Here is a 23,160-nt window from a genome sequence, read left to right on the forward strand (position 1 = left end):
GCAGGACCATAGGCCGAATGCCGCAACGGGAACCATCGGCCGAACGGGTCCGAACTAGTCCACGAACAGAGCATCGGCCAGCTGCAAACGGCCGGACACCCCGAGTTTGCGGTAGATCCCCGACAGCACTCCTTCGACGCCGCCGACGGGCATGAGCAGCGTGGACGCGATCTCGTCATCCGAACGGCCGCGTGCCGCCAGTTCCGCCACCTGGTGCTCCGTCGGGGTGAGCGCGGTCGGCCCGGTCTGCCGCATCCGCCGAGGTCCGGCGCTCGTCGCCACCAGTTCGGAGTAGGCCCGCGCGGCCATCGCCGAGGATCCGCACTTCTGCGCCAGGTCCATCGCGTCACGCAGACAGGTGCGCGCGAACGCCGTGCCGCCCTGACGGCGCACCACGACGCCGAGGTCGACCAACGCGCGCGCCAGCTCCAGGCGGGCGGGGGAGCCGCGCAGCACCCGCACGGCCTCTTCCAGCAACGTCCGCCCGGCCGCACCCGCCGTCACCCGGCCGGCCGCGCGCAACGCCATGCCCAACGCCCTGGGCGCGCCCCAGTCGCGGGCCAGCGTGACCTCTTCCATGGCCAGTTCGCGGGCCCGTTCGCCGTCGCCCATGGCCGCGCTCGCCAACGCCGCGCCGGAACGCCACGCCAGCGCCGCCGGATTGCGGTACGGCCACGCCGCGCAGTGCCGTCCGGCGGCCAGAAACGCTTCCAGGGCCTCGTGATCGTCGCCTCGCGCGGTCAGCATCCGTCCGCGCACGGTCAGCACGCCGCCGTACGACCACACGCGCCGCGCCTCGTCCGTCGAGGCCTCGGCGATGACCACGGCGGCCTCGTCCAGACGGCCCTCCTCGAGCAGGATGTCGGCGAGCAACGCGGCGTGCCACGTGGACACCGCGTGCCAGCGCCGGTCCTGACGCAGATGGTCGGCCGCGACCTCCAGGTCCGCGCGGGCCGAGACGAGATCTCCCTTGCGGCGCTGGACGTTCGCGCGCATCACGTTCGTCAGCGCCCGCAACGCAGGAGCCTGCGCGCGGTCGACCTCGTCCAGCACGGCCAGCGCCTCGTCCAGCGAGTCGGCCAGGTTCAGCGTCATCGCGGACGCCAGCGACGACAGCACGCCCGAGGCGGACACGAGCGGAACCGCTTCCGCGGCACTGATGTCCCCGACCATCACGTGGTGCAGCACCCCGGCGGGCGTGTCGAGCGGCACCGACGACGGCACGGCCTCCTGCCACACCAGCCCGTGCACGGCCAGATGTGCCTGTGCCAGCGGAGAACCGGCCAGAACCGCGGCGATCTCGGCCGGGTTGCTCTCGGCGTGCAGCGCGTACGACAGGGCCACCGCGGACTCGACGTCGTCCACATCGGACTGGAACGCCTCGCGCAGCCGGGCCGTCGCGCCGGGCAGGTTGCCGACCAGCTCGGCGATTCCCAGCAGCCGCAACGCCCGTGACGGGTTCGCCACCGGTTCGCGCAACGCCCGCCACAGCAACCGCGCGGCACCCGACGTGTCGCCCTGGTTCACCGCCTCCTGCGCGGCCCGGTCGAGCACCTCGCCCGCCCACGGCTCCAGGCCGGGCGAGGTCTCCAGCAGGTGGTCGGCGACGGCCCGGTCCGAAGCGCCATGGGTGCGCAACGACCGTGCGGCCCGAAGATGCAACGCGGCCCGGGCACCGGCCGGCATGTCGTCGAGCACCGCGGGCCCTGCCACGCCGAGCAACTCGACCGTCCGGACCGCCTCGGCGAGCTCGACGGGACTGAGCCGGGTCAGCTCGGCCAGCACGCCGGGATGCGGTGAAGAACCCAGGGCCGCAAGGCAATGAGCCGTGGCCACCACGGCGGCCGGACGGCGGCGCAACCGGGCGGTCATGATCTCGCCGGCCACCTCCGCACCCCGGTGGGAGACCCGCCACGCGGCTTCGGCGGTCGGTGGCACCTTGTCCTCCGCCAACGCCCTGAGCAGACGCGTGACCGTCAACGGGTTCCCGCCGGTCGCCTCCACACAGGCCGTCACGAACTCGGGCGCCGCCTCACCCAACGCCGACGTGACCAGCACTCCGATCTCGGCCGGCGTCAGGTTGTCCAGCGTGACCCGTTGGCACGCAGCCATGATCTCGCCGTAAGAAGGATCGTCACACCGCTCGCCCGTGCCCACGGCCAGCACGAGAGCGATGGGCAGCCGTTGCACCCTCAACGCCAGATACGCCAGCCAGCGCAGAGAAGCGGTATCGGCCCAGTGCGCGTCGTCCACGACGATGAGCAGGTCACCGCGACAAGCCAGTGCGGCGGCCAGTCGGTAGACACCGTGCAACAGGGGGAAATCGGCGGTCGCGGCTGTGAGCTGCAACGCACTCATCGCCTCCGCGGGCACGAGATCCGGGTCGACCAGGTCGAAGAGCTGTGCCACGACCCCGAACGGCAGGTCGCCTTCCAGCGCACTGCCCCGCGCTCGCACCACCTGCCCCGCCCAGCGCGCGGCGAGGTCGTCCAGCGCCGCCGTCTTGCCCGTGCCGGGTGCGCCTTCCACCACCGTGGTCGTCCCCGGCGCCACCTGATCGCTGATTCCGGCGCACCACACTTTCAGCCGGTTTTCCAAGATCTCTCCACAATCCGCCGCTGAAAGTATCAGCGGAATTGATGTTAGGAGAAAGCGCTCCACTTGCCCAGGTAAAGGTTCCTGCGCCAAGGGCGTCTCAACAGGAGGGCTGCACGTATGATCCCGCGGGCAACTACTCGAATGGGTAGCGGCAGCGTGGCGGCGGCCTCACCCGCTGATCCCAACGGCCTAGGAGAGGCGCTTCGGGGCTGGTCGTGGTGCGGGTCGTTGTGGTATTGCAGCGAGTGTTCTCCGCCGCCGCGGAGCGAAAGGAAAAATGGGTGTCGGGGAATCGGGACGGGGTGTTTCGCGGCCGTGAGGGAGAACGGGAGCTCCTGAGCGGTGTGCTGAACGCGGGCACCGGTGTGGTGCTGATCGAGGGGGAGGCGGGCACCGGGAAGACGCGGTTGCTGGCCGAGATCGCCGCCGTCGCCGCCGGCCGCGGGTTCGAGGTGGCCACCGCCCAGGACGAGCTCGATCAGCCGTTCCTGCTGGCCCGCCTGGCCGACCGCCGCCCGGACGGGCCTGCCGTCGTCGTGCTGGACGATCTCCACCTGGCCGAGCCGGGAACCCTGGCCGCTCTGCGCGCACTGTTACCCGCCTCCACGCACGAGAAGGTGGTCTGGCTGCTCGCCCGGCGCCGCGGCGAGGGCGCGGACCGCCTGTTCGCCGCCGCGGCACAACGCGGAGCGACCCGGATCACGCTGAGTCCGTTGGCGGACAACGTGGTCGAGGACCTCGTGACCGACCTGACCGGCGGCATTCCCGACCACGACCTGAAAGCGCTTGCCTCGCTCGCCCAGGGCAATCCCGCCGCGCTGGCCGGGCTCTTCGAGGCTCTCCGGCAGGACGACCAGGTCGTGGTCACCGCCGAGCACGCCTCGATCAGGACCGATCGCTCGTCGCACGCCACCGAGGCGTTGCTGCGCGACCGCGTGAGTGCGTTGAGCGGCAAGGCGAGGCACCTCCTGCAGGTCGCGTCGGTGCTCGGGCCGCGCTTCGAACCCGGTGACGTCGCGGAGATGCTGGCGTCGAGCACCGCGATCCTGTTGCCCGCACTGGACGAGGTCATCTGCGCGGGCGTCGTGACGTCGCTGGACGAGCGGCTGGCGTTCCGCCACGAGCTGCTCTGGCGGCTGGTCGCCGACTCCGTGCCCCTGCCCGTGCGGCGCGCGCTGCACCGCGAGGCCGGCGAGATGCTGCTGGCGCGCGGGGATTCCGCCGTTCTCGCCGCGCGGCACCTGCTGCACGGCGCCCAGCGCGGCGACGCCCGGTCGATCGACGGCCTCGTCGCGGCGGCGAAAGCCGTGCTGTGGAACGCTCCCGAGGCCGCCGCCGAACTCGCCGTGCGTGCTTTGGAACTGACCGACCAAGCGTCTGCTTCGCTGGTCCACCGCACGGTCATGGCGGTGCGGGCGCTCACCGCGGCCGGCAAGCTCACCGCCGCGCAGGCGCTCGCGCGGGAAGCCCTGTCCCGGCACGTGTCCCCGGAACCGGCAGCCAAACTCCGGCACTGCGTCGCCACGACGTCGTTGCTGGGCGCCCGGCACGCCGAGTCGCTGGAGATCTCCGAGGCGTTGCTGCGCGAACCCGACCTGGCCCCGGAACTCGTGCCGTGGGTGGAGATCACCCGGCTGATGGCGTTGCTCGGCCACGACCGGCGCCGCGCGGAGGAACTCGCCGAGGAAGTCGTGCGCGGCCACCAGGGCGCGCCGGACGACGTGCTGGCAACGGCCCTGGCCGTGCACGCGGCCATCGCGCGCGACACCGGACGACCCGGCGCCGCGCTCGAACTCGCCCGCGAGGCCGCGCGGTCGAGCACCTCCCACGACCTCAGCGCCTACCCGCAACTGCTGCTCGCGACGCTGCTCGCGGGGCTGCGGGAGTTCGCCGACGCCGAGAACGTGGTGCGGCGGGTGCGCAGCGGGCCGTCCGCGGTGGTGACCAGGGAGGTCATGACCGCGGTCGTGCAGGCGCGGATCCTGTTGCAGGCGGGGCGGATCGAGGAGGCCTCCGTAGAGGCGCGCGCCGCGCTGACGGTGGCCGAGGAGACCGGGCACGAGTCGGTGGTGGCGCCCGCGCTGGCGGTGCTGGCGATGGTCGCGATCCACACCGGCGACCTGCCCGCCGCGATCGAGCACGTCGAGCGCTACCGCGAGCAGGTTCCCGCCGACGAGATCCTCTTCTCCCGCGCCTACTACCAGTGGGCGGACGTGCTCGTCACCCACGTCGGCTCGGGGCTCGAGAAGGCGCTGGCGCTGCTCACCGACGAGTACCCGGGCCTGGTGTCGTCGGGGCTCTTCGCGGAGGAACCCCGTGCCGCCGGGTGGTTCGTGCGCCGGGCGCTGGAGGCGGGGGACGAGCGGCTGGCGAAGGCCGTCGTGGACCGCGCGGAACGGCTGGCCGAGGAACACCCCGCGTTCGGCGCCGTCACCGCGGCCGCGGTGCACGCGCGCGGCTTGTTCGACGCCGACGCGAAGTTGCTGGAACTGGCCGTGCAGCAGCACCGCGACCTGTGGGCGCGGGCGAACGCGGCCGAGGACCTCGGCGTGCTGCTGACCGGCACGCCGGACCGGGCGGACTCGGTGAAGTCGCTGGAGACCGCGCTCGGCCTGTACCGGGAGATCGGCGCGTCACGGGACAGCGCGCGGGTCCTGGGCCGGTTGCGCAAGCTCGGCAGGCGCCGCAGGGCCGCTCCGGCACGCCCTGCCTCCGGATGGTCCAGTCTGGACGACACCGAACGGGCCATCGCCAACCTGGTGGCCAAGGGTCAGACGAACCGGCAGATCTCCACGCAGCTGTTCATGTCGCCGCACACGGTGAACTTCCACCTGCGCAAGATCTTCCGCAAGCTGGAGATCAGCTCTCGCGTCGAGCTGGTGATGAGGTCGCGGGACGACCAGTAGGCGCGGCGGTCCGCTTGGCCTGCCGGCGCAGCTGCAGGATGCGGGCCGCACCGACCACGGCGACCAGCAACGCGCCGCCGATCGCGCCGAACAGCAGGGCCACGCCGAGGGGAAGGCTGAACTCGCCCCACAGGAAGTGGATCGTGGCGTTGTCGCCGTTCTGCAGGATGAAGATCAGCAGGAAGATCAGCACGACGATCGCGACCAGCACGGCGACCCAGGTACCGCTGATCCGGGTGGGCCGCAGCTTCTTCGGTGCGGCCGGTGCCGGTGCGTCCGGCCTCGGTGCGACCGGCGCTGGAGCGGCCGGGATCGGTTCCGTGATCGGCGTCTTCTGGGACTCGTCGCTCGGGTTCGCCACGATCCACATTATCGGCGCCCGAGCGTGGTCCCGCGCGTTGGCGAACGGCCTACAACTTGCGCAACCCCGACAGCACGCGTTCGAGCAACGCGACGTTCGGCTGGGCGGCCGGTTCGTGCACCGCGACCAGGTTGAGGGTGATCAGGTCGCTCAGCAGCACCCGCGTGACGCCGAGCGGGATCTTCATGAGCGCCGAGATCTCGGCGACCGACCGCGGCTGCAGGCACAGGCGCATCATCGCCGCCTGGTCGTTGGTGGCGCGGTAGAGCCGGTCCTCGTCGGTGGAGAGCAGCGTCTCCAGACGAAGGTCGTGGCGGGCCGTCGTGCGGCCGCCGGTGCGGGCGTAGGGACGGATGAGCGAGCTGTCCCTAGCGGGGGCGTGGGTCGGTTCTTGCTCTTGCACAGGCCACTCCGGTGGCGGTTCCGGTGGGCGTTGGCGCAACGGTTGCTGACGGGGCAGTTGTTGCGTCTCCGCGCCAGTGAAGTCTTCGCTTCCGTCGGCGCGTAGCCGTCTACGGGTCGCGGGCGACCCGAAACGCGCCCCCGTGTAACCGATTGCCGTCGCTTCCTCGTCGTGCACGTGCTCAAGCTATAACGAAGTGGCCCAAATGTATGTGGATCACGTTGCCTTTTTGTCACCCAGATCGAATCTGACTTGGATTGCAGTGCCCGACGACGTCGTTTGGGTGCGCACGAGGTCCGCCAAACGGTTGACGAGCAACAGACCGCGACCGCCTGGTTCGTTTGCGTGAACAGGCGTTCGGCCAGCCAGAACATCGGTGATGTGACCGTTGTCGTTGACTTGGCAAACAATACTTTTCGGTTCGGCCCAGACGCGGACCGTGCTCTCGCCCCCGCCGTGCCGCACGCTGTTCGTCGCGAGCTCGGTGACCGCGAGCGCGAAGTCGTCGACACGATCATGGGACAGGCCGAGCTTGACGGCCTGCTCGCGGGCGAACGCCCGCACCGCCGCCATCGCCCCGGCGCCGACGGACGTGCTCACCGCGTCGGACGGGATCGGCAACGGCATCGAGTGGGCGGCGACGACCACCCGCGCGGGGTGGAAGTGGTCGCTGGGACGGTGGCCGCTCGCGTCGATCACGACCGGGTGGGTCTTCTCGGCGTCGGCCAGGATGTCGTGGTTGAGTGTGGTGATGCTGTAGGGGCACAGGATGCTCAGGTCGCGGCCGCTGAACGCGTAGTTGATCAGCGCCTCGTGCAGCGCGCACGCCGGGTACTCGACGTCGGTGCGCAGGTCCCACACCGGCTCGCTGATGATGCGGACGGCCCCGCGGTGCCGGTCGGCGAACGTGCGGAGCTCGGGGATGATCCGGCCGGGGTTGCGGCCGGTGTCCGCCATGTCGATGAACGTCACGAGGTGGGCGAACCCGCTCAGCGCCTCTTTGAGCAGCTCCAGGTTCGTGCTGGGCACCGCCACGGCGACCGGTTCGGCGCTCGCGAGGCCTTCCATGACGAACGGGACGGTCCCGTCGATGTAGGAGTCCTCATCGGAGTAGAACAGCGCCGGATGTGCGAACGTCATGTGCCACCTCTCGTCAACGTCCCAGGATGTCCACCCGGCGCGTTGCTCAAACCCATCATTTCTTGACCCTCACACCGTGTCAGCCCCTACACAGGAGCAGTCATGTTCACCATCGGAGACTTCGCCCATCTGGGGCGTGTGTCGGTGCGGATGCTGCGCCATTACGACGCGGTCGGCCTGCTCCTGCCGGCCCGCGTCGACCCGGCCACCGGCTACCGCTTCTACACCGCCGCCCAGCTGCAACGACTCAACCGCCTGGTCGCGTTGAAGGACCTCGGTCTGACACTCGACCAGGTGCGTGTGGTGCTCGACGAAAAGCTTTCCGTCGAGCAGTTGCACGGCATGCTTTCGTTGCGGCGTGCCGAGCTGCGGCAGCAGATCCTCGCGGACGAGTCGCGGCTGCGGCGGGTCGAGGCACGTCTCCGTGCCATTGAAAGGGAAGGCACCATGCCGACCGACGAGATCGTTGTGAAGCCCGTTCCCGCCGTCAGGGTCGCCCGGCTGACCGCGACCGCCGCCTCGTACGGGCCGGAGGACATCGGGCCGGTCATCCAGCCGCTGTACCCGCAGCTGATGGAACGCCTGGGACGGGCGGGGGTCGCGCCGTCCGGCTACGGGGTCGCCACCTACGAGCCGGCCGAGGGCGACCAGGTCGTCGTGCACGCCGGCGTGACGGTGGCCGTCGAGCCGTCGCCCGCCTACGAGTTCGAGGTCGTCGACCTGCCCGCGCTGGCCGAGGCGGCGACCGTCGTGCACCGCGGCACCATGGACGACGTGGACTCGACGTACCAGGCCGTCGCGGCGTGGATCGAGGCCAACGGGTACAAGCAGAACGGGTTCGCCCGCGAGGTGTACCTGAACTACGGCGAGGGCGACCCGGCCGACTGGGTGACCGAGCTCCAGCTGGAGATCAGCAAGCCGTAACGGGGCCGATCGCGGTTCAGTGGTCGTCCTGGTGGATGCGTCGATGCAGCGACTCCATCCGGTCGTCCAGCTGGGCCGCGATCATCGCCGTCGACATCAGCTCGCCCACGAAGTCCGCGGGCGGGCTGTCGTCGTACTTGTAGAACAGCTTGTGCTCCAGCGTGGCCCAGAAGTCCATCGCGATGGTCCGCAGCTGCACCTCGACCTTCACGTGCTCGACCCGGTCCGACAGGAACACCGGGATCCGCACGATCAGGTGCAGGCTGCGGTAGCCGTTCGGCTTCGGCGTGGCGATGTAGTCCTTGGTGCGCAGGATCTCCACGTCGTGCTGGCGCGCGAGCATCGCCTTGACCCGGTAGACGTCCGAGACGAACGGGCACACCACCCGCACGCCCGCGATGTCGTCGAGCCAGTCGCCGATCGCGTCGAGGTCGAGCGGGAAGCCCTTGCGCCGCAGCTTCTCCAGGATGCCTTCTGGCTTCTTCACGCGGTTGGTGATGTGCTCGATCGGGTCGTGCTGGTGGACCGAGTCGAACTCCTCGCTGAGGATGCGGAGCTTGGTCATGAGCTCCTCGATCGCGAACTTGTAGACGAGCAAACGTCGTTCGAGGTCGCGCAGCAGGCTCAGGTCGTCGGCCAGGTCGGTCACCACACCAGAGTACTGATCACTCCGGATCAGAACTGGGCCACGGCCTCCGGCGCGTACCCGTAGAAGCCGGGAAGACCACCCGTGTGGAGGAACACGACCGGGACGTCGCTGTGCGGGGCGATCTCGCGGAACTTCACCGCGGCCTTGCCGGTGTAGACCGGGTCGAGGATCACGCCCTCCGTCCGCGCGAAGAGCTTCAGCACGCTCCACATCTCCGGCGTCGGCACGCCGTAACCAGGCCCGATGGTGTCGTCGGTGACGGTGACGTGGGTGAGCTTCGGGGCGGGCTGTCCGAGGAGGGCGGCGGCGTCGGTGGCGAGGTTGTGCAGCTCCCGCTCGGCGTCGGCCGCGGTGTGCGAGACGCTCGCGGCGTGGACGGTGCCGGCCCAGCCGAGCAGTTCGGTGCCGAGCGCGATCCCCGCCGCCGTGGCGCCGCTGCCGTCCGGGACGACGATGGTGGCGTTGTCGATGCCGCGCTCGTTCAGCTGTCCCACGAGTTCGACGGCGGCCGCGACGTAGCCGAGCGCGCCCAGCCCGTTCGACCCGCCCACGGGCAGCGTGACGGCCTTGTCGTGGTTGATCTTCTCGTACGCGCTGACGGTCTCGTCGGCGTCCGCGCAGACGTGCACGTTCGCGCCGAACATGTGGTCCAGGACGACGTTGCCGGACCGCTCGTACGCGTCGCCCTTCATCGGCACCTTGGCCGTGAGCACGAGTTCGCACTTCAGGCCGAGCTTCGCGCACGCCGCCGCCGTCTGCCGGCCGTGGTTGGTCTGCAGCGCGCCGAACGTGATGATCGTGTCCGCGCCCTCCTCGATGGCCTGGCCCAGCAGGAACTCGAGTTTGCGCAGCTTGTTGCCGCCCGCGCCGAGGCCGTTGACGTCGTCGCGCTTGATCAGGACCGGCGGTCCGCCGAGCTCGGTCGCGAGCCTCGGGGCGTCCTCCAGCGGGGTCGGCCAGGTGCCCAGGGAGACTCGGGGGAACGCGCTCAGGTCCATGGTTCGAGCTTAATCGCTTCGGTTCTGGAGGGCTCCGGCCCGATTCCGTGCAGGACGTGGGCGAGGACCTCGATTCCGCGCACCACGCGCGGGCCCGGCCGGTTGAAGTACGACGGTCCATCCAGGACCCACGTCCGCGGCAGCGGCTGGTCCGGGAGTTCCCACAGCGTCCGTTCGATCGGGAAGCCGCAGGGCATCAGGAGGGCGATGTCCGGCTTCGCGTCGTGGACGGTCTGCCAGGTGATCGGCCTGGTGTGCTCGCCCTTCTCCGCGATGAGCGGGATGCCGCCCGCTGCCGCGATCTGCTCGGGAACCCAGTGGCCGGCGGGCCAGACCGGGTCGAGCCACTCGATCGCGGCCACTCGCGGGTGGGGGAGATTCCGGGTCTGTCGTTCGACGTTCTCGATGCGGCTTCTGAGCGCGGCGATCTTGTCCGTGCTGTCGACGCCGAGGACGTCGCCGACGGTCTTCAGGCAGCCCAGCACCTCGTCCAATGTGGAGGGTTCGAGGCTGAGCACCTTCGGGCCCACGTCCATCATCCGGACCGTGTCGGTGACCTTGCGGTACGAGATCGCGCAGACGTCGCAGAGGTCCTGGGTGAGGATCACGTCCGGCGCGAGGTCGTTCAGCAGGTCCGCGTCGAGCCCGTACAGCGACGACCCGTGGTGGACGGTCGAGTTGATCTCCCTGCTGCTCAGGGTGTTCTGGTCGATCCCGGTGCTCGTGACGACGGGGACGCCCTCGACCTCGGCCGGCCAGTCGCACTCGTGGGTGCGCCCCACCAGGTGCTCGACGAGTCCGAGTTCGGCGACGATGTCGGTCGCCGCGGGCAGCAGCGAGACGATCCGCATCAGACCTCCCGGCCGAACTCGGCGTACCGCGTGGAACCGCTCTCCAAGGCCGTGAGAGCGAGCGTGAGCCTCCGGTGCAGCGACGGGTAGATGCGGTGCCGTGCCTCGTCCAGAGTCAGGTACAGCACGCCTTCCAGTTCGGGATCGCGGGCCACCGCGTCGTCCACCACGCCACCGTCGAACACGAACTGGTGGCAGTCGCGCCAGACCCCGTTGCGCGGCGTCCAGTCGACCACCAGCAACGGCCCGAGGGTCAGCGTCAGCCCGAGCTCCTCGTGGATCTCGCGCAGCGCCGCCGCCTTCGGGGACTCGTCGTCCTCGGTCATGCCGCCGGGGATGTCCAGCACCGCCTTGTACGTCGGCACGACGAACAGCACGCGTCCGGTGGAATCGCGGATCAGCGCGCCGCCCGCGCACGTCTTGGTGGGGCGCCGTGACGCGACTCCCGGCACGTACTCCAGTTCGGCCGGACCCTCGTCCAGAACATCGGCGGCGAATGAGGCGGGATCTCCCGCGTGCAGTGCGGACACCAGTTGATGATCACACCACCGGGTGAATCGCGCACCCGTTGTGCAGCGGTTTCGCACCTGCTGGCCGATGTCCGGAAAATGACGGTCTGCAACCAAACGACCGAGGAGTACGCTTGGGCCTGTAACTCCGTGCGATCAATCGCCGATGTCCACGGCAACATCGGTGGAGGTGACGCCAATGGGGGCAACCGGTGCCGCCAAGCGCAGACGCGAGAGCAGTTCGGCCCCGTGGTCGGTGGTCGGACTGACCGTGGTGTTCGTCGTGGTGGCTCAGGTCCAGTTCGCCATCGCGGTCGCGGAAAAGGTCCTGTGGCCTGCCGCGCTCGGGGTGTTGTTGCTGGTGGCCGCGGTCGTGTTCGTGAAGACGGCGCGCAGGCTGCGGTGGGAAGAAGAGGACCTGTACGAAGCACCGCCCGAGGTGGCCCAGCCGCTTCCGGCCGCGCACTACGAGAGTCACGTCGACGCCGACGGAAGCCTGGCACGCGCGGTCGGCGAAGTCGTCCACGCGTCCCGGCGCTGGAGGGCCTGACGGCCTCATGACGCGGAGACCGGGCCACGGGTGGTCCGGTCATTTCGCCTTGTCGTCGAGAATGGCGCCATGCCGACGTCTGCCGAGTGGCTCGAGGTACGTGCCCACCTGCTCGAACACCGCCACGCGCTGGCCCTGAAGGCGGTCTCGGAGTATCCGGACGTGCCCAGGGTCGCCGGGACGCCGTTGCTCACGGCGCCGGGCTGGACGCCGGCCGCGCCGATCCCGCTGGCCGATCTCTCGCTGGAACTCCGGTCCTCACCGGCGTTGCCCGTGCTGCCCGGCTCGCCGGTCCCGGACGGGTTCAGGAGTTACTCGGAGGCGATGGCCTCGCTCGCCTCGCCGACGGTGTTCCAGAACCGCGAGACCTACCGGCTGCTCGACTTCAGCGGGCGGCACCTGACGTTCGGGCTCGGCACCTACTTCGACGGCATCGACGTGGGCGAGGCGTGCGCGCACGAGTACGCGGGACAGAGCAGCGGGCTGCCGTTGCGCGCGGCAGTCGGTGATCCGTGCGATCCCCGGCGCCGTCCGGTCAACATCGCCGTCAGCACCCTGACCCTGCGCCACGACACGGCGTCCGGGGAGGCGACGTTCTTCCTGCACTGGCGCGACCCGAAGCGCGTCGGGCACGCCGGCGGCATGTTCCAGGTGCTGCCGGTCGGCGTGTTCCAGGGCTCGTCCGAGGACGACTTCTCGTTGTGGCACTGCATGATCCGCGAATTCGCCGAGGAGATGCTGGGAGCTGAGGAGATCCACGCGGTCGACTACGCGGCCTGGCCGTTCGCGCGACGGCTGACGGAGGCTGCTCGCGTGTTCTATCTAGGCATGGGCGTGGACCCGCTGACGTTCGCGACGGACATGCTGACGGTCGCGGTGATCGAGGCGGGGGAGTTCGACGAGCTGTTCGGCGATCTGGTGTCGCACAACGAGGAGGGCGAGGTTCTGCGCGGGTTGCCGTTCACCGCCGAGAACGTCGAGCGCTTCGTGCACCACGAACCCACGCAGGCGGCCGGCGCCGCGCTGTTGTCACTGGCGTGGCAGCACCGTTCGGCGTTGCTCAGCGCTTGAACGGGTTGGGCAGGTAGGCCCAGGCCGTCGTCTTCGGGTCGAGCCGCATCAACGTGAGCGGCTTGGCCGGCAGCGGGTCGTTCAGCAACGCGTGCCGGTCCGGGGTGTCCGGGAGTGACTTCGCCACCACGTCCCACAGGTCGGCGTCCGGTGCGTCGAGCGTGCCGATCAACCCGGTCAGCGCGGTCGCGAAGAACGTCGCGAACGTCTTGGCGCGCAAGGCTTCCGGGCTCGCGTGCAGGCGTGCCGGCAAGCCGGGGCGCGGGCTGACGCGGATGTCGGCCAGGTCGCGGTAGAGCACCCGGCGCGGTCGGCCGTTCACCAGGCCCACCACCAGGTTCTGCTCGTGCGCCTCCAAAGCGACGCCGCGAGCGAGCAGCGTCATCAGCGGCGGCACGGTCAGTTCGGCGAACTCCGCGAGCCACTCGATCGGGTCGGGGATGCGCCAGGTGCTCAGCGCGGCCAGGGGCAGCAGGGTTTCGCCCTCGTGTGGAACGGGTTTGTCGCGCAGGATCACGCCCAGCCGGCGGTCCGGTTCGCCGTCGGTCAGCACCGCCGCCGACGCCCGGTTGTGCTGCAGTTCGATGCCCTCGACGGTCTCGCTCAGGAAGTCGGAGACCGTCGTGGCGGTCGCGATCGAGCCACCGGAGATGTCCCGCACGGCCGAGGTGATCTGGGCGCTCAGCGTCGTCTTGACGTGCCAGGAACCGGTCGAGAGGGTGCGCAGCGCCATCAGCGGGCTCGCGTCCAGGGTGCCGTCGGTGGGCACGTTCAGCCGGTCCGCCTGCCACGGGTGCACGGGGAGGAGGATCCGTTCGCCGTCGCGAAGCTCGTCGGGCCAGTCGCCGAACACCACGTGACTCGGCGCGGAGTGCAGCCGGAGCCGGACGACCGGGCGGTGCTCGGGGCCGTACGCGAGGTGGTCCCGGGCGGTGAACCCGGTGCGGTTGCGGCAGCACGGGTGCAGCGGATGGCCGTCGACGACGCTCTGCTCGTGCTCCTCCAGCGACCTGCTCAGGAACGGGGTCGTGAGCGGGCTCGTCGTGCGGGACAGGGCCAGCCCGGCGACGCTGTGGGCGACCTCCGTGATCAGGCTCTCAGAGCCGGGCCAGCGCAGTGCGGTGAGGAGCTCGACCGGGTGGAGGTAGTCGGCGGGATCCACGCTGACCTGCGGCAACGGCTCGATCGCGAACGCACGGCGCAGGCGCGCGAGGATGGCCGCACGGGCTCCCGGCAGCGCCGCGGCGAACCTTTCGGCGCGTCTTTCGTCCAGCGCTGCGGCGAACTCGGACTCGACCGGTGTCTGCGTCAGAATGATCTGATCCTGACACATCGCGACAGGGAAGCGGACACCGGTGGACGCCAGCACTGACCCCGACGCCGTCACCACGACGGCCCTGCTGAACTGCCTGCGCCGCGAGGTGGGGGAGTGGGCGAACGGCACGATCCGCCTGCCCCGCACCGACGTCCTGATCCGGGTGCGGGAGGGGCGCTGGCTCTCGGATCCCGAGGTGTTCACCGGATCGTGGCAGCCGTTGTCGTGGCACGAACTCGCCGTGCTCATCACGAAGGAGCTCGGCGACCCGCCGGTCGGCTTCCTGGACGAGGTCGCGGGCTCGCGGTCGGCCATCGCCGCCGTCCTGGACGCCCGCGCCGCGCCGCCCGCCGACCTCTACCAGCGCTCTGAGCAGGCGTTGATCGCCGGCCACCGCTACCACCCCGCGCCGAAGGGCCGCGGTGGCCTGCCCGCGTCGGAGTGGCTGCCGTACTCGCCAGAGGTGCACGCGAGCTTTTCGCTGGCGCACCTGGAAGGCGAGTTCGTCGACGACGGCGAGGTGCCGCTGCCCGCCGGTGTGCTGCCCGCGCATCCGTGGCAACTCTCCCTGCTGGGCCTCACGGGTGCCGTGGCGGAGCACGAGGTGTGGCCGACGTCGTCGGTGCGCACGGTCTACGACCCGGCCGCCGACCTGTTCTACAAGTTCAGCCTCGACGTGCAGATCACCAACGACGTGCGCCGGTTGTGGGAGCACGACCTGCGCTGGATCCCGCCGCTCGCGCGCCTGCTGAGACCGGTGTTCGCGGACATCGCCGCGGACTTCCCCGGCGCGGCCTTCCTGATCGACCGCGGCTACCGGACCTCGCCGGACTCGTTCGAAGGACTGGCGGTCGTCGTGCGCGACGGTGTCCGGCAGCACGTTCTTCCCGGCGTGACCCCGTTGCTGGCGGCCGGGATCAGCGAGGGCTTCGACGGCAACCCGTTGGACGGGCTGGATTCCGAGAGCGCGTTGCGCTGGTTCCGCCAGTACGTCTCGGTCGTCGTTCCCCCGGTGCTGCACGCGTTCTTCGCGCACGGCATCGTGATGGAGTGCCATCTGCAGAACGTTCTGGTGGGCGTGGACGCCACGGGTACGCCGGTGCAGGCGATCTACCGCGACCCCGAGGGCATGCGGCTGTTGCCCAGGCACGCCGAACTGCTGTCCTCAATGGACGGACTGGACGGGTCGCGGGGAGTCTCCGAGGCCAAGGGCTGGGAGCGGCTGCAGTACTGCCTGATCGTCAACCACCTGATCGAGATCGCCGGCGCGGTGCTGGTCCGGCATCCCGGTCTGGACGTGTGGGAGCAGGCACGGTCTGTTTTCGTTGCGTATGCAAGAGATCACGGATGTGAACAGGTCATGTCGTTGCTGGAGAACCGGTTCGTGCCCGCGAAGGCGAACCTGCTGCTGCGCTGGACGCGCGCGGAGGGCGCGGCGAGCCGGTACGTCGACTGCCCGAACCCGTTGTACCGGAACTAGCTCCTTTCGTTGACACCGTTTTCATCGCGCCCATACGTTCAGGGACATGACACGTCTGCCGGCGCTGCTCCTGCCGCTGCTTCTGCTCTCGGCGATGTTCGTCGGCACGCCGGCGGCTTCGGCTTACGTGCCACCGGTGACACGTGCGCAGGTGAGCCTCGACGCGGGCTGGCGGTTCCTGCGCGCGGACGCCGCGGGGGCCGAGGCGACCGGCTTCAACGACTCGTCGTGGTCGCAGGTCAGCGTCCCGCACACGTGGAACGCTTCCGACGGCCAGGACGGCGGGTCGAACTACTACCGGGGAATAGGCTGGTACCGCAAGCACTTCACGCCGTCGACGATGCTGGCCGGCCGGCGGTTGTGGCTGCGGTTCGACGGGGTGAACCAGGTCGCGGACGTGTGGGTCAACGGCGTCAAGCTGGGGCAGCACCGCGGCGGCTTCGCCGGGTTCCGGTTCGACGCGACCGCCGCGCTGAAACTGGGGCAGGACAACGTGATCGCGGTCAAGGCGGACAACGCCGCGAAAGCCGACATCGCCCCGATCTCCGCGGACTTCACGTTCTTCGGCGGCATCTACCGAGGCGTCTCGTTGACCGCGCTGGACCTGCTCGCCGCGCGCATGGGCGACTCCGGCGGCCCCGGTGTCTATCTGCGGCAACGGTCTCTGAGCGACGCGTCCGCGAGCGTCGAGGTGACCACGAAGGCCTGGAACAACCGGGCCTCCGCGGCACGGGTCAAGGTCCGCACGGTCGTCGCCGACCACGCCGGTGTCATCGTCGGCGAGACGACGTCCGCGACCCGTTCGGTCAACGCCGCCACCGGGTTCGACACCGTGCAGACGGTCGCGATCGCGCGCCCGCACCGCTGGAACGGCAAGGCGGACCCGTACCTCTACCGCGCGAGCGTGGAGATCATCGACGCCGACACGAACGTGGTGAAGGACGTCGTCACCGAACCGCTCGGCCTCCGCACCACCGCCGTCGACGCCAACACCGGGTTCTCGTTGAACGGCAAGGCTTTGCGCCTCAACGGGGTGAACGCGCACCAGGACCGGCTGAACGCGGGCTGGGCCGTGACGGCAGAGAACCACCGCCAGGACTTCGACCTGATGGACGAGATGGGCGTCAACGCGTTGCGCACCGCCCACTACCAGCAGGCCGAGCAGGTCTACGACCTCGCCGACGAACGCGGTTACGTGGTGTGGACGGAGATCCCGCTGGTCAACGAGATCACCGACAGCGCGGCGTTCCGCGCGAACGCCCAGCAGCAGCTGCTGGAGATGATCCGGCAGAACTTCAACCACCCGTCCATCGCGTTCTGGGGCATCGGCAACGAGCAGAAGACCAGCAACACCGCCACCAACAACCTGCTGCGCGACCTGGCCGCCGCCGTCCAGGCCGAGGACTCCGGCCGGCACTCCACCTACGCGTCGCACATCGGCGACCTCGACCCGGTGTCGGGACACGCGGAACTGGCCGCCTACAACAAGTACTTCGGCTGGTACGACACCAGCAGCACCGGCCCGGGCGGCTGGGCCGACCGCCTGCACGCCCGCGACCCGGCCCGCAAGATCGCGCTGAGCGAGTACGGCGCCGGCGGCAGCATCGCGCAGCACGAGGAGAACCCGCGCCCGCCCGTGACGACCTCGCGCTGGCACCCGGAGGAGTACCAGACCCTCGTGCACGAGAACCACTGGGCGGAAATCAAGACGCGCTCGTACCTGTGGGGCACGTTCGTCTGGAACATGTTCGACTTCGCCGTCGACAGCCGCTCCGAGGGCGACACGCTGGGTCGCAACGACAAGGGCCTGGTCACCTACGACCGCGCCACCCGGAAGGACTCCTTCTACCTGTACAAGGCGAACTGGACGAACACCCCGTTCGTGCACCTGAACAGTGCCCGCTGGACCCAGCGCACGGTCGCGGCCACCACCGTTCGCGCCTACGGCACGACGGACAACGTGCAGCTCACGGTGAACGGCGTGGCCGTCGGCGCCCCGAAGCCGCCCGCCGCCGACCACGTCTACACCTGGCCGATCACCCTGCGACCGGGCGCCAACACGGTGACGATCACCGGCACGCGCGACGGACGGACTTACACCGACACGGCAACCTGGACGCTCGCCGGCGCGTGAACACTCCGGGGGTGACGCCGGGTGTTGCGTCTTCTGGGAGAAGTGAGCGCGGGAGCGGTGGACCTGGGTCCGCCCCGGCAGCGGTGCGTCCTGGTGGCGCTCGCGGTCGACGCGGGCAAGGTCGTGCCGGTCGACCGGCTGGTCGAACGGGTCTGGGGCGCCGACGCGGCACCACGGGCGCGGACGACCTTGCACAGCTACGTGTCGCGGCTGCGGCGGGCGGTGGCCGGGATCGGCGGGCTGGCGATCGAGCACCGGTCCGGCGGGTACGTCCTGACCGGTGACGCCGTCGACCTGCTGCAGTTCCAGGACCTGCGGGCCCGTGCGCGGGACGGTGACGCGATCGGCCTGCTGACGGAGGCGCTGGCGTTGTGGCGGGCGGAGGCGCTGACCGGCCTCGACGGCGAGTGGGTGCGCGAGGAACGCGACCGGCTGGAGCAGGAGCGGCTGGCGGCCTCGCACGAACTCGTGGACGCTCGGCTGGCCGCCGGCGAGGGCGGGGAGCTGGTGGCCGAGCTGTCCGCACGGGTCGCGCGGCACCCGTTGAACGAGCGGGTGGCCGGCCAGTACCTGGTGGCACTGCACCGGTCCGGGCGCAGCATCGACGCGTTGGAGCACTATCGGCAGGTGCGCGAGCGGTTGCTGGCCGAGCTGGGTGCCGAGCCGTCCGCCGCGTTGCGCGAACTGCACCAGCGGATCCTCGTCGCCGATCCCCGGCTGGCCGCGACCAGGCCGGTCCTGGTCGTGCCGCGGCAGCTGCCGTCGGAGCCCGCGACGTTCGTCGGGCGCAGGGACGAGCTGGACCGTCTCGACGCCGCCCGCACCGCGGTCGTCTCGGCGATCGCGGGCACCGGAGGGATCGGCAAGACCAGCCTCGCGCTGCGGTGGGCGCACCGGCACGCCGGCCGGTTCCCCGACGGGCAGCTGTTCGTCGACCTGCGCGGCTTCTCCCCGACCGAGGAACCGATGACCGCGGGGGAGGCGCTGGGAGGCCTGCTGCACGCGCTGGCCGTCGAACCCGGCCGCATCCCCGCCTGCACCCAGGAGCGCGCGGCGCTGTTCCGGTCGCTCGTCGCGGGCAGGCGGATGGTGCTGGTGCTCGACAACGCCGCGTGCACCGACCAGGTCGTGCCGCTGCTGCCGGGCAACGACCTGTGCGCGGTGATCATCACGAGCCGCAACCGGTTGCCCGGCCTGATCACCCGGCACGCGGCCCAGCACCTGCTGCTGGGCGAGCTGACCGGCGCAGAGGCCCGCGTGCTGCTCACCGACCGGCTCGGCGCGGCCCGGCTGGCGGCCGAACCGCTCGCCACCGACCGGCTGATCGCGGTGTGCGGCGGGTTCCCGCTGGCGCTGAGCATCGTCGCCGCCCACGCCCAGATGAGGCCCGGTCTCCCGCTGACGACCCTCGCCGCCGAGCTGGACGACGCCGTCATCGACGTGCTCGACAACGAGGAACCGTCCGCCAGCCTGCCCGCCGTGCTGTCGTGGTCGTTGCGCGCTCTCTGTCCCCGGCAGCGCGACGCGTTCGCGCTGCTGGGCATCGCGCCCGGCCCCGACATCGGCCTGGCGGCGGCCGCCAACCTGCTCGGCGCCACACCGGCACAGGCCAGGCAGGTGCTGCGGGCGCTGGAAGAGGCTTCCCTGCTGCACCAGGACGTTCCTGGTCGATGGCGGATGCACGACCTGGTCCGCGCCTATGCCACGACGGTCGCCAGGGAGCTGCCGAAACCGGTGCGGGAGGACGCGTCGCGGCGGGTGTTCGACCACTACGTGCAGGCCGCGCGGGTGGCGGAGGAGGTCATGGACCAGATCTGCTTCCCGTCACCGCTCGACCACGTCACGCGCGACGTCCACCTCGACCCGGTGCCGGACGACGCGACGGCGCAGGCGTGGTTCGAGGCCGAGTTCCCGTGCCTGGTCGCTGCCCAGCAGAGCGCACTCGACCAGCGGCGGTACGCCGTCACGTGGCTGTTGGCGTGGCACCTGCACACGTTCCTGGTCCGGCGCGGGCTCACGCACGCGAGGCTCACGACGTGGGGGCTGGCCGCCGAGGCCGCCGGGCACCTGAACGATCCGGCCGTTCTCGCGAACACCGAACGCATGACGGGGGTCGCCCACATCTCCCTGGGGCAGAACGACATCGCCGTCGTGCACCTGCGCCGGGCGCTGGCCCTGGCCGAGCACTGCGACGACACCGTCCACCTGGCCGGCGTGCACTACTCGCTCGGGGTGGCCTGGGGTCAGCAGGACCCCCGTCAGGCGCTGCAGCACGCCCGCCAGGCGCTCGTGCTCTACCGGGCCGTCGGGGAACCGAGGTGGGAGGCGCGTGCGCTCGCGCAGATGGGCTGGCACGCGGCCGCCCTGGGACGGCTCGACGCGGCGCGCGGCTACAGCCGCCTCGCACTGGCCCGGCACCGCAGGGACGGCTTCCGCACCGGCGAGGCGGCCGTGCTGACCTGTCTTGGTCTCATCGCCCACCGGCGCGGCCACTACGAGGAATCCGCCCGGCACTACGAGGAATCCATCGCCGTGGTGCGGGAACTGGGACATCTCCTCGGACTCGCGGACGGCCTCGAACGGCTGGGCCACACCCTCGTCGCCCTGGGCCGGCACTCGTGCGCCGAGGCCGTGTGGCGGGAAGCGCTCGGCATCTACCTCCATCGTGGGATGAAGGCGGAGACCGAGCGCGTTCACCACTTCCTCACCCGTTGAAGGCGGAGAAGATCTTGGCGAACTCGTAGGGCTGCTGCGGGATGTTGTTGCAGCGGTACAGCGCGCCGTTGCAGGCGTTGGCATCCCGGCCCTGCTCCCAGAACGAGAGCATGCCCAGGTGCACGGAGGACGCGAAGGTCACCAGCGCACGGGCGTCCTTCTGGTAGAAGATCTCGTTCTGCGAGTCGTTCACGCCCAGCATCGGCGTGACGCCGACCTTCTTCCACGCGGCCGCGTCCGACAGCCCGTAGACGGACTTGACCTGGGCCTGCGTCGCCTTGGCGGCGGCGATCGCCCTGGCGCCCTGGTCGGCGGGGCCCATGTAGTAGTCCATCGCCATGACGTTGACCAGATCGAGGTTCACCCCGGCGTTCTTGGCCGACCGCACCACGTTCAGGCCGTCCGCCGTGAGCCCGCTCGGCAGCACCGGCAGCGTCAGCGAGATCTTCAGGCCGGGATTGCGGTCCTGCAGGATCTTCAACGCCTGCGAGCGCCGCTGGATCGTTGTGGGTTCGGCGACCGCCGCGCCCTCGATGTCGAAGTCGACGTACTTCAGCGCGTACGCCTTGACGACGGCGTCGTACTCGTCGGCCAAAGTCGTTGGCGTGGTGCAGAAGTAGGCCAGCTCGATGCCCGAGGCCCCGCCGAACGAGATCTTCACGTCCCCGCCCGCCGCCCGCAGCTTCTGGATCTCCTCCTTCTGCCACCCGGCCCGCGGGTCGTAGGCACCGAACCAGCTCGCCTTGCAGCCGTACGAGGTGACGAACCCGAGCGTGAAGCTCTTCACGCCGCCCTTGCTCGCCATGGACGACAGCACGGGCGTGGGCCACGCCCCCATGTCTACGTACGGCGCGACCGACGACAGCGTCGCCGCCTGGGCCGCACCGGTGGGCAGCACCACCGCCGCCAGCACGGCGGCCAGACCCAGTTTGACCAGTCTGTTCAGCATGACGAACTCCTCAGGGGGCAGGTTCGCGGCGGCTGAATATTGGTATAGACCAAGACCGGTGCGTTGGCCAGGCCGCGCGGCTTTCCCGGTCGCCCCAAGGCAAAGCTCGTGTCAGATACAGGGGCAAACCGGGACAAAACTCGCCGCGGGAACTACAGGAGCCGCTTGATCTCTCCCCTCGCGCGGTAGAAGCCGCCGCTCGCCGAGGTGTGGATCTCCGTCACCAGGTAGCGCGCGCCGGGGACGCGGATGTCCTTCGGGAACTGCACGGCGCGCGAGCGGTCGTACCCGTCGGAGATGACGTGCACGCGCAGACGACCGCCGTCCTGCACGCACTCCACGACGACGCCACCGTCGGCCGGCACCGCGCTGGCCACCACGGTCTCCACCGCGGCTGTCGCCTCGACGCGCTGCCAGTGGTCGGCCTTGATGTCGCTGCGCTGCGGCAGTTCTCCTTGCTCGGCGGCGTGAATGGCCGCCGGGCTGGCGTCGATGCACGCCAGCGAACCGTCCGTCGTGACGATGTAGAGGCGCTCGTCGCGGTACTGCATGGAGTACGCGGAGCCGCAGCCCGTGGCGAGCTTCCACAACCTCGTGCCGTCGGCCGCGAAGCAGTACACCGACGAGTGGTTGTCGCCAGCGAACACGTAGTCGCCGCCCGGCGAGGTGGCGCACGAGAAAACCGCCGCGTCGCAACGGTAACGCGCCTTCTCGGCACCGGTGGAACGCGCTAACCGGTGCACCCAGCCGCGGCTGGTGCCCGCGAACACCTCGGCCGGTTCCTGCCAGCCGAACAGCACGGCGCCCACCGTCTCGGCGTGCCACACGGGATCGCCACTGCGCGCCGCGTAGTGCATGACGCCGCGGGAGTGCCCGTGGAACACGCCTTCCGGCGCGCACCGCACCATCCACGCGCTGTCGCCCGTGCTGCGGCGCGACCACTGGAACTCGTCCTCGTGGTCGACGATCGTGATGCCGCCCTGCCGGTCCGACACGCCGAGCACGCCGTCGTCGATGTCGAGCCAGTAGATGTCGACGTCGTTGGCGATCTCGTACGCGACGCGCGGAACCTTGCCGCCCAGGTCGTACACGCGGCCGTCGTCGCAGCCCGCGTAGATCCAGAAGTCGTCGGCGACGATGCACTTCACGCCGTCCGGCAGCCCGTACCGCCCCGTCACCCGGCCGTCGTGCGCGAGCGTGAAGACGTCACCGCGCTCGTTGCCGACCCACGCCTCGTCCTCGCCGATGAAGATGCCGAACGCCGGCGCACCGGAGTGGAAGCGCCACAACACGGGCGCCTGCCGGGCGCTCGACTGCACGCTCGTGATCTCGCGCCGGGTGATCGCCCGCCGCGCCCGCTGCCCCTTGACCGCGGGCGCGTACCCCTTGCGCACCTTCTCGCCGATCTTCTTCTCCGCGGCGACCACCGCCTTGGCCGCATCGGCGAACGTGGACTCGCGAGTGGACCCGCGTTCACCGATGCGGCCGAACGTGATGGTGACCGTCGTGCCGTCGACGACCACCTCGTAGAACTTGTGCGCACTTCCGCCGGACTCCGACAGCTCCAGGTACGTGGTGGCAGCGGCCACGGTCTTTCCCCCTCGCGT

18 protein-coding genes are annotated in these 23,160 nt (G+C 70.3%); 7 read left to right on the forward strand and 11 right to left on the reverse strand.

Going from position 1 to position 23,160, the window contains the following annotated elements; genetic code table 11:
- Positions 1-54: 54 nt before the first annotated feature.
- Entirely contained in the window at positions 55-2,598 is a 2,544-nt protein-coding gene (locus tag ACH413_RS26460; protein ID WP_360031849.1) for an AAA family ATPase, read from the reverse strand.
- A gap of 281 nt (positions 2,599-2,879) precedes the next feature.
- Between ACH413_RS26460 and ACH413_RS26465 the strand changes: the two genes are divergently transcribed.
- Positions 2,880-5,504: a LuxR C-terminal-related transcriptional regulator gene (locus ACH413_RS26465; protein WP_360031847.1), complete on the forward strand. Its 2,625-nt coding sequence runs from the start codon at positions 2,880-2,882 to the stop codon at positions 5,502-5,504.
- On the opposite strand, the gene ACH413_RS26470 is transcribed toward ACH413_RS26465, so the two are convergent.
- From ACH413_RS26470 to ACH413_RS26480, 3 genes are all read right to left on the reverse strand, one after another.
- Entirely contained in the window at positions 5,458-5,865 is a 408-nt protein-coding gene (locus ACH413_RS26470; RefSeq protein WP_396425235.1) for a lipopolysaccharide assembly LapA domain-containing protein, read from the reverse strand. The genes ACH413_RS26465 and ACH413_RS26470 overlap by 47 nt on opposite strands.
- 49 nt (positions 5,866-5,914) lie before the next feature.
- The gene (locus ACH413_RS26475; protein ID WP_319978961.1) at positions 5,915-6,268 is read right to left on the reverse strand and encodes a DUF742 domain-containing protein; all 354 of its coding nucleotides are present in this window, start codon (positions 6,266-6,268) and stop codon (positions 5,915-5,917) included.
- 216 nt (positions 6,269-6,484) lie between these two features.
- Complete coding sequence (locus ACH413_RS26480) at positions 6,485-7,408, reverse strand: anti-sigma factor RsbA family regulatory protein (RefSeq protein WP_360031845.1); 924 nt, start codon at positions 7,406-7,408, stop codon at positions 6,485-6,487.
- Positions 7,409-7,510: 102 nt separating this feature from the next.
- Between ACH413_RS26480 and ACH413_RS26485 the strand changes: the two genes are divergently transcribed.
- Positions 7,511-8,332, forward strand: a complete 822-nt coding sequence (locus ACH413_RS26485; RefSeq protein WP_360031843.1) for a MerR family transcriptional regulator — start codon at positions 7,511-7,513, stop codon at positions 8,330-8,332.
- A 16-nt stretch (positions 8,333-8,348) separates the two neighbouring features.
- On the opposite strand, the gene ACH413_RS26490 is transcribed toward ACH413_RS26485, so the two are convergent.
- Genes ACH413_RS26490 through ACH413_RS26505 form a run of 4 tightly spaced genes read right to left on the reverse strand, consistent with a single transcriptional unit; the run spans position 8,349 to position 11,360 of the window.
- On the reverse strand, positions 8,349-8,984 hold the full coding sequence (locus ACH413_RS26490; protein WP_319978964.1) for a GTP pyrophosphokinase family protein: 636 nt from the start codon (positions 8,982-8,984) through the stop codon (positions 8,349-8,351).
- A gap of 23 nt (positions 8,985-9,007) precedes the next feature.
- Positions 9,008-9,979 (reverse strand): D-cysteine desulfhydrase family protein, encoded by a 972-nt coding sequence (locus tag ACH413_RS26495; RefSeq protein ID WP_360031841.1) that lies wholly within the window; start codon positions 9,977-9,979, stop codon positions 9,008-9,010.
- Entirely contained in the window at positions 9,970-10,830 is an 861-nt protein-coding gene (locus ACH413_RS26500) for a cobalamin-binding protein (protein ID WP_360031839.1), read from the reverse strand. Before ACH413_RS26500 ends, ACH413_RS26495 begins: the two co-directional genes overlap by 10 nt.
- A complete protein-coding gene (locus ACH413_RS26505; protein WP_360031837.1) occupies positions 10,830-11,360 on the reverse strand; it encodes an NUDIX hydrolase in 531 nt (176 codons plus the stop codon). Before ACH413_RS26505 ends, ACH413_RS26500 begins: the two co-directional genes overlap by 1 nt.
- 178 nt (positions 11,361-11,538) lie before the next feature.
- Here ACH413_RS26505 and ACH413_RS26510 point away from each other — a divergent pair, with 178 nt between their 5' ends.
- Both ACH413_RS26510 and ACH413_RS26515 read left to right on the forward strand, forming a co-directional pair.
- On the forward strand, positions 11,539-11,889 hold the full coding sequence (locus ACH413_RS26510; protein ID WP_360031835.1) for a hypothetical protein: 351 nt from the start codon (positions 11,539-11,541) through the stop codon (positions 11,887-11,889).
- Between the two features lie 69 nt (positions 11,890-11,958).
- Positions 11,959-12,960 carry a hypothetical protein gene (locus tag ACH413_RS26515; RefSeq protein ID WP_360031833.1) on the forward strand — a complete coding sequence of 334 codons (1,002 nt, stop codon included), beginning with the start codon at positions 11,959-11,961 and terminating at the stop codon, positions 12,958-12,960.
- Here the strand turns inward: ACH413_RS26515 and ACH413_RS26520 are convergent.
- Complete coding sequence (locus tag ACH413_RS26520; RefSeq protein WP_360031831.1) at positions 12,950-14,293, reverse strand: IucA/IucC family protein; 1,344 nt, start codon at positions 14,291-14,293, stop codon at positions 12,950-12,952. The two genes, ACH413_RS26515 and ACH413_RS26520, sit on opposite strands and share 11 nt — an antisense overlap.
- Before the next feature lie 22 nt (positions 14,294-14,315).
- On the opposite strand from ACH413_RS26520, the gene ACH413_RS26525 reads away from it, so the two are divergent.
- Genes ACH413_RS26525 through ACH413_RS26535 form a run of 3 tightly spaced genes read left to right on the forward strand, consistent with a single transcriptional unit; the run spans position 14,316 to position 20,604 of the window.
- Positions 14,316-15,755, forward strand: coding sequence for an IucA/IucC family C-terminal-domain containing protein (locus ACH413_RS26525; protein ID WP_360031829.1), 1,440 nt, complete (start codon positions 14,316-14,318; stop codon positions 15,753-15,755).
- 46 nt (positions 15,756-15,801) lie between these two features.
- Entirely contained in the window at positions 15,802-17,889 is a 2,088-nt protein-coding gene (locus ACH413_RS26530) for a glycoside hydrolase family 2 TIM barrel-domain containing protein (protein ID WP_360031827.1), read from the forward strand.
- 21 nt (positions 17,890-17,910) lie between these two features.
- Positions 17,911-20,604: a BTAD domain-containing putative transcriptional regulator gene (locus ACH413_RS26535; RefSeq protein ID WP_360031825.1), complete on the forward strand. Its 2,694-nt coding sequence runs from the start codon at positions 17,911-17,913 to the stop codon at positions 20,602-20,604.
- Here ACH413_RS26535 and ACH413_RS26540 read toward each other — a convergent pair.
- Positions 20,594-21,553 (reverse strand): chitinase, encoded by a 960-nt coding sequence (locus tag ACH413_RS26540; protein ID WP_360031824.1) that lies wholly within the window; start codon positions 21,551-21,553, stop codon positions 20,594-20,596. The genes ACH413_RS26535 and ACH413_RS26540 overlap by 11 nt on opposite strands.
- Positions 21,554-21,705: 152 nt before the next feature.
- Positions 21,706-23,142, reverse strand: coding sequence for a WGR domain-containing protein (locus tag ACH413_RS26545; protein ID WP_360031822.1), 1,437 nt, complete (start codon positions 23,140-23,142; stop codon positions 21,706-21,708).
- Positions 23,143-23,160: the final 18 nt, after the last annotated feature.

This window comes from Lentzea sp. NPDC020367, assembly GCF_044387305.1.
GTDB lineage: Bacteria > Actinomycetota > Actinomycetes > Mycobacteriales > Pseudonocardiaceae > Lentzea.

Bases quoted from the DNA above. Each gene is read 5' to 3' on its own strand.
- ACH413_RS26480 (WP_360031845.1), bottom strand. From the start codon at position 7,408: ATGACGTTCGCACATCCGGCGCTGTTCTACTCCGATGAGGACTCCTAC.
- ACH413_RS26485 (WP_360031843.1), top strand. From the start codon at position 7,511: ATGTTCACCATCGGAGACTTCGCCCATCTGGGGCGTGTGTCGGTGCGG.
- ACH413_RS26495 (WP_360031841.1), bottom strand. From the start codon at position 9,979: ATGGACCTGAGCGCGTTCCCCCGAGTCTCCCTGGGCACCTGGCCGACC.
- ACH413_RS26500 (WP_360031839.1), bottom strand. From the start codon at position 10,830: ATGCGGATCGTCTCGCTGCTGCCCGCGGCGACCGACATCGTCGCCGAA.
- ACH413_RS26510 (WP_360031835.1), top strand. From the start codon at position 11,539: ATGGGGGCAACCGGTGCCGCCAAGCGCAGACGCGAGAGCAGTTCGGCC.
- ACH413_RS26515 (WP_360031833.1), top strand. From the start codon at position 11,959: ATGCCGACGTCTGCCGAGTGGCTCGAGGTACGTGCCCACCTGCTCGAA.
- ACH413_RS26520 (WP_360031831.1), bottom strand. From the start codon at position 14,293: ATGTGTCAGGATCAGATCATTCTGACGCAGACACCGGTCGAGTCCGAG.
- ACH413_RS26530 (WP_360031827.1), top strand. From the start codon at position 15,802: ATGACACGTCTGCCGGCGCTGCTCCTGCCGCTGCTTCTGCTCTCGGCG.
- ACH413_RS26540 (WP_360031824.1), bottom strand. From the start codon at position 21,553: ATGCTGAACAGACTGGTCAAACTGGGTCTGGCCGCCGTGCTGGCGGCG.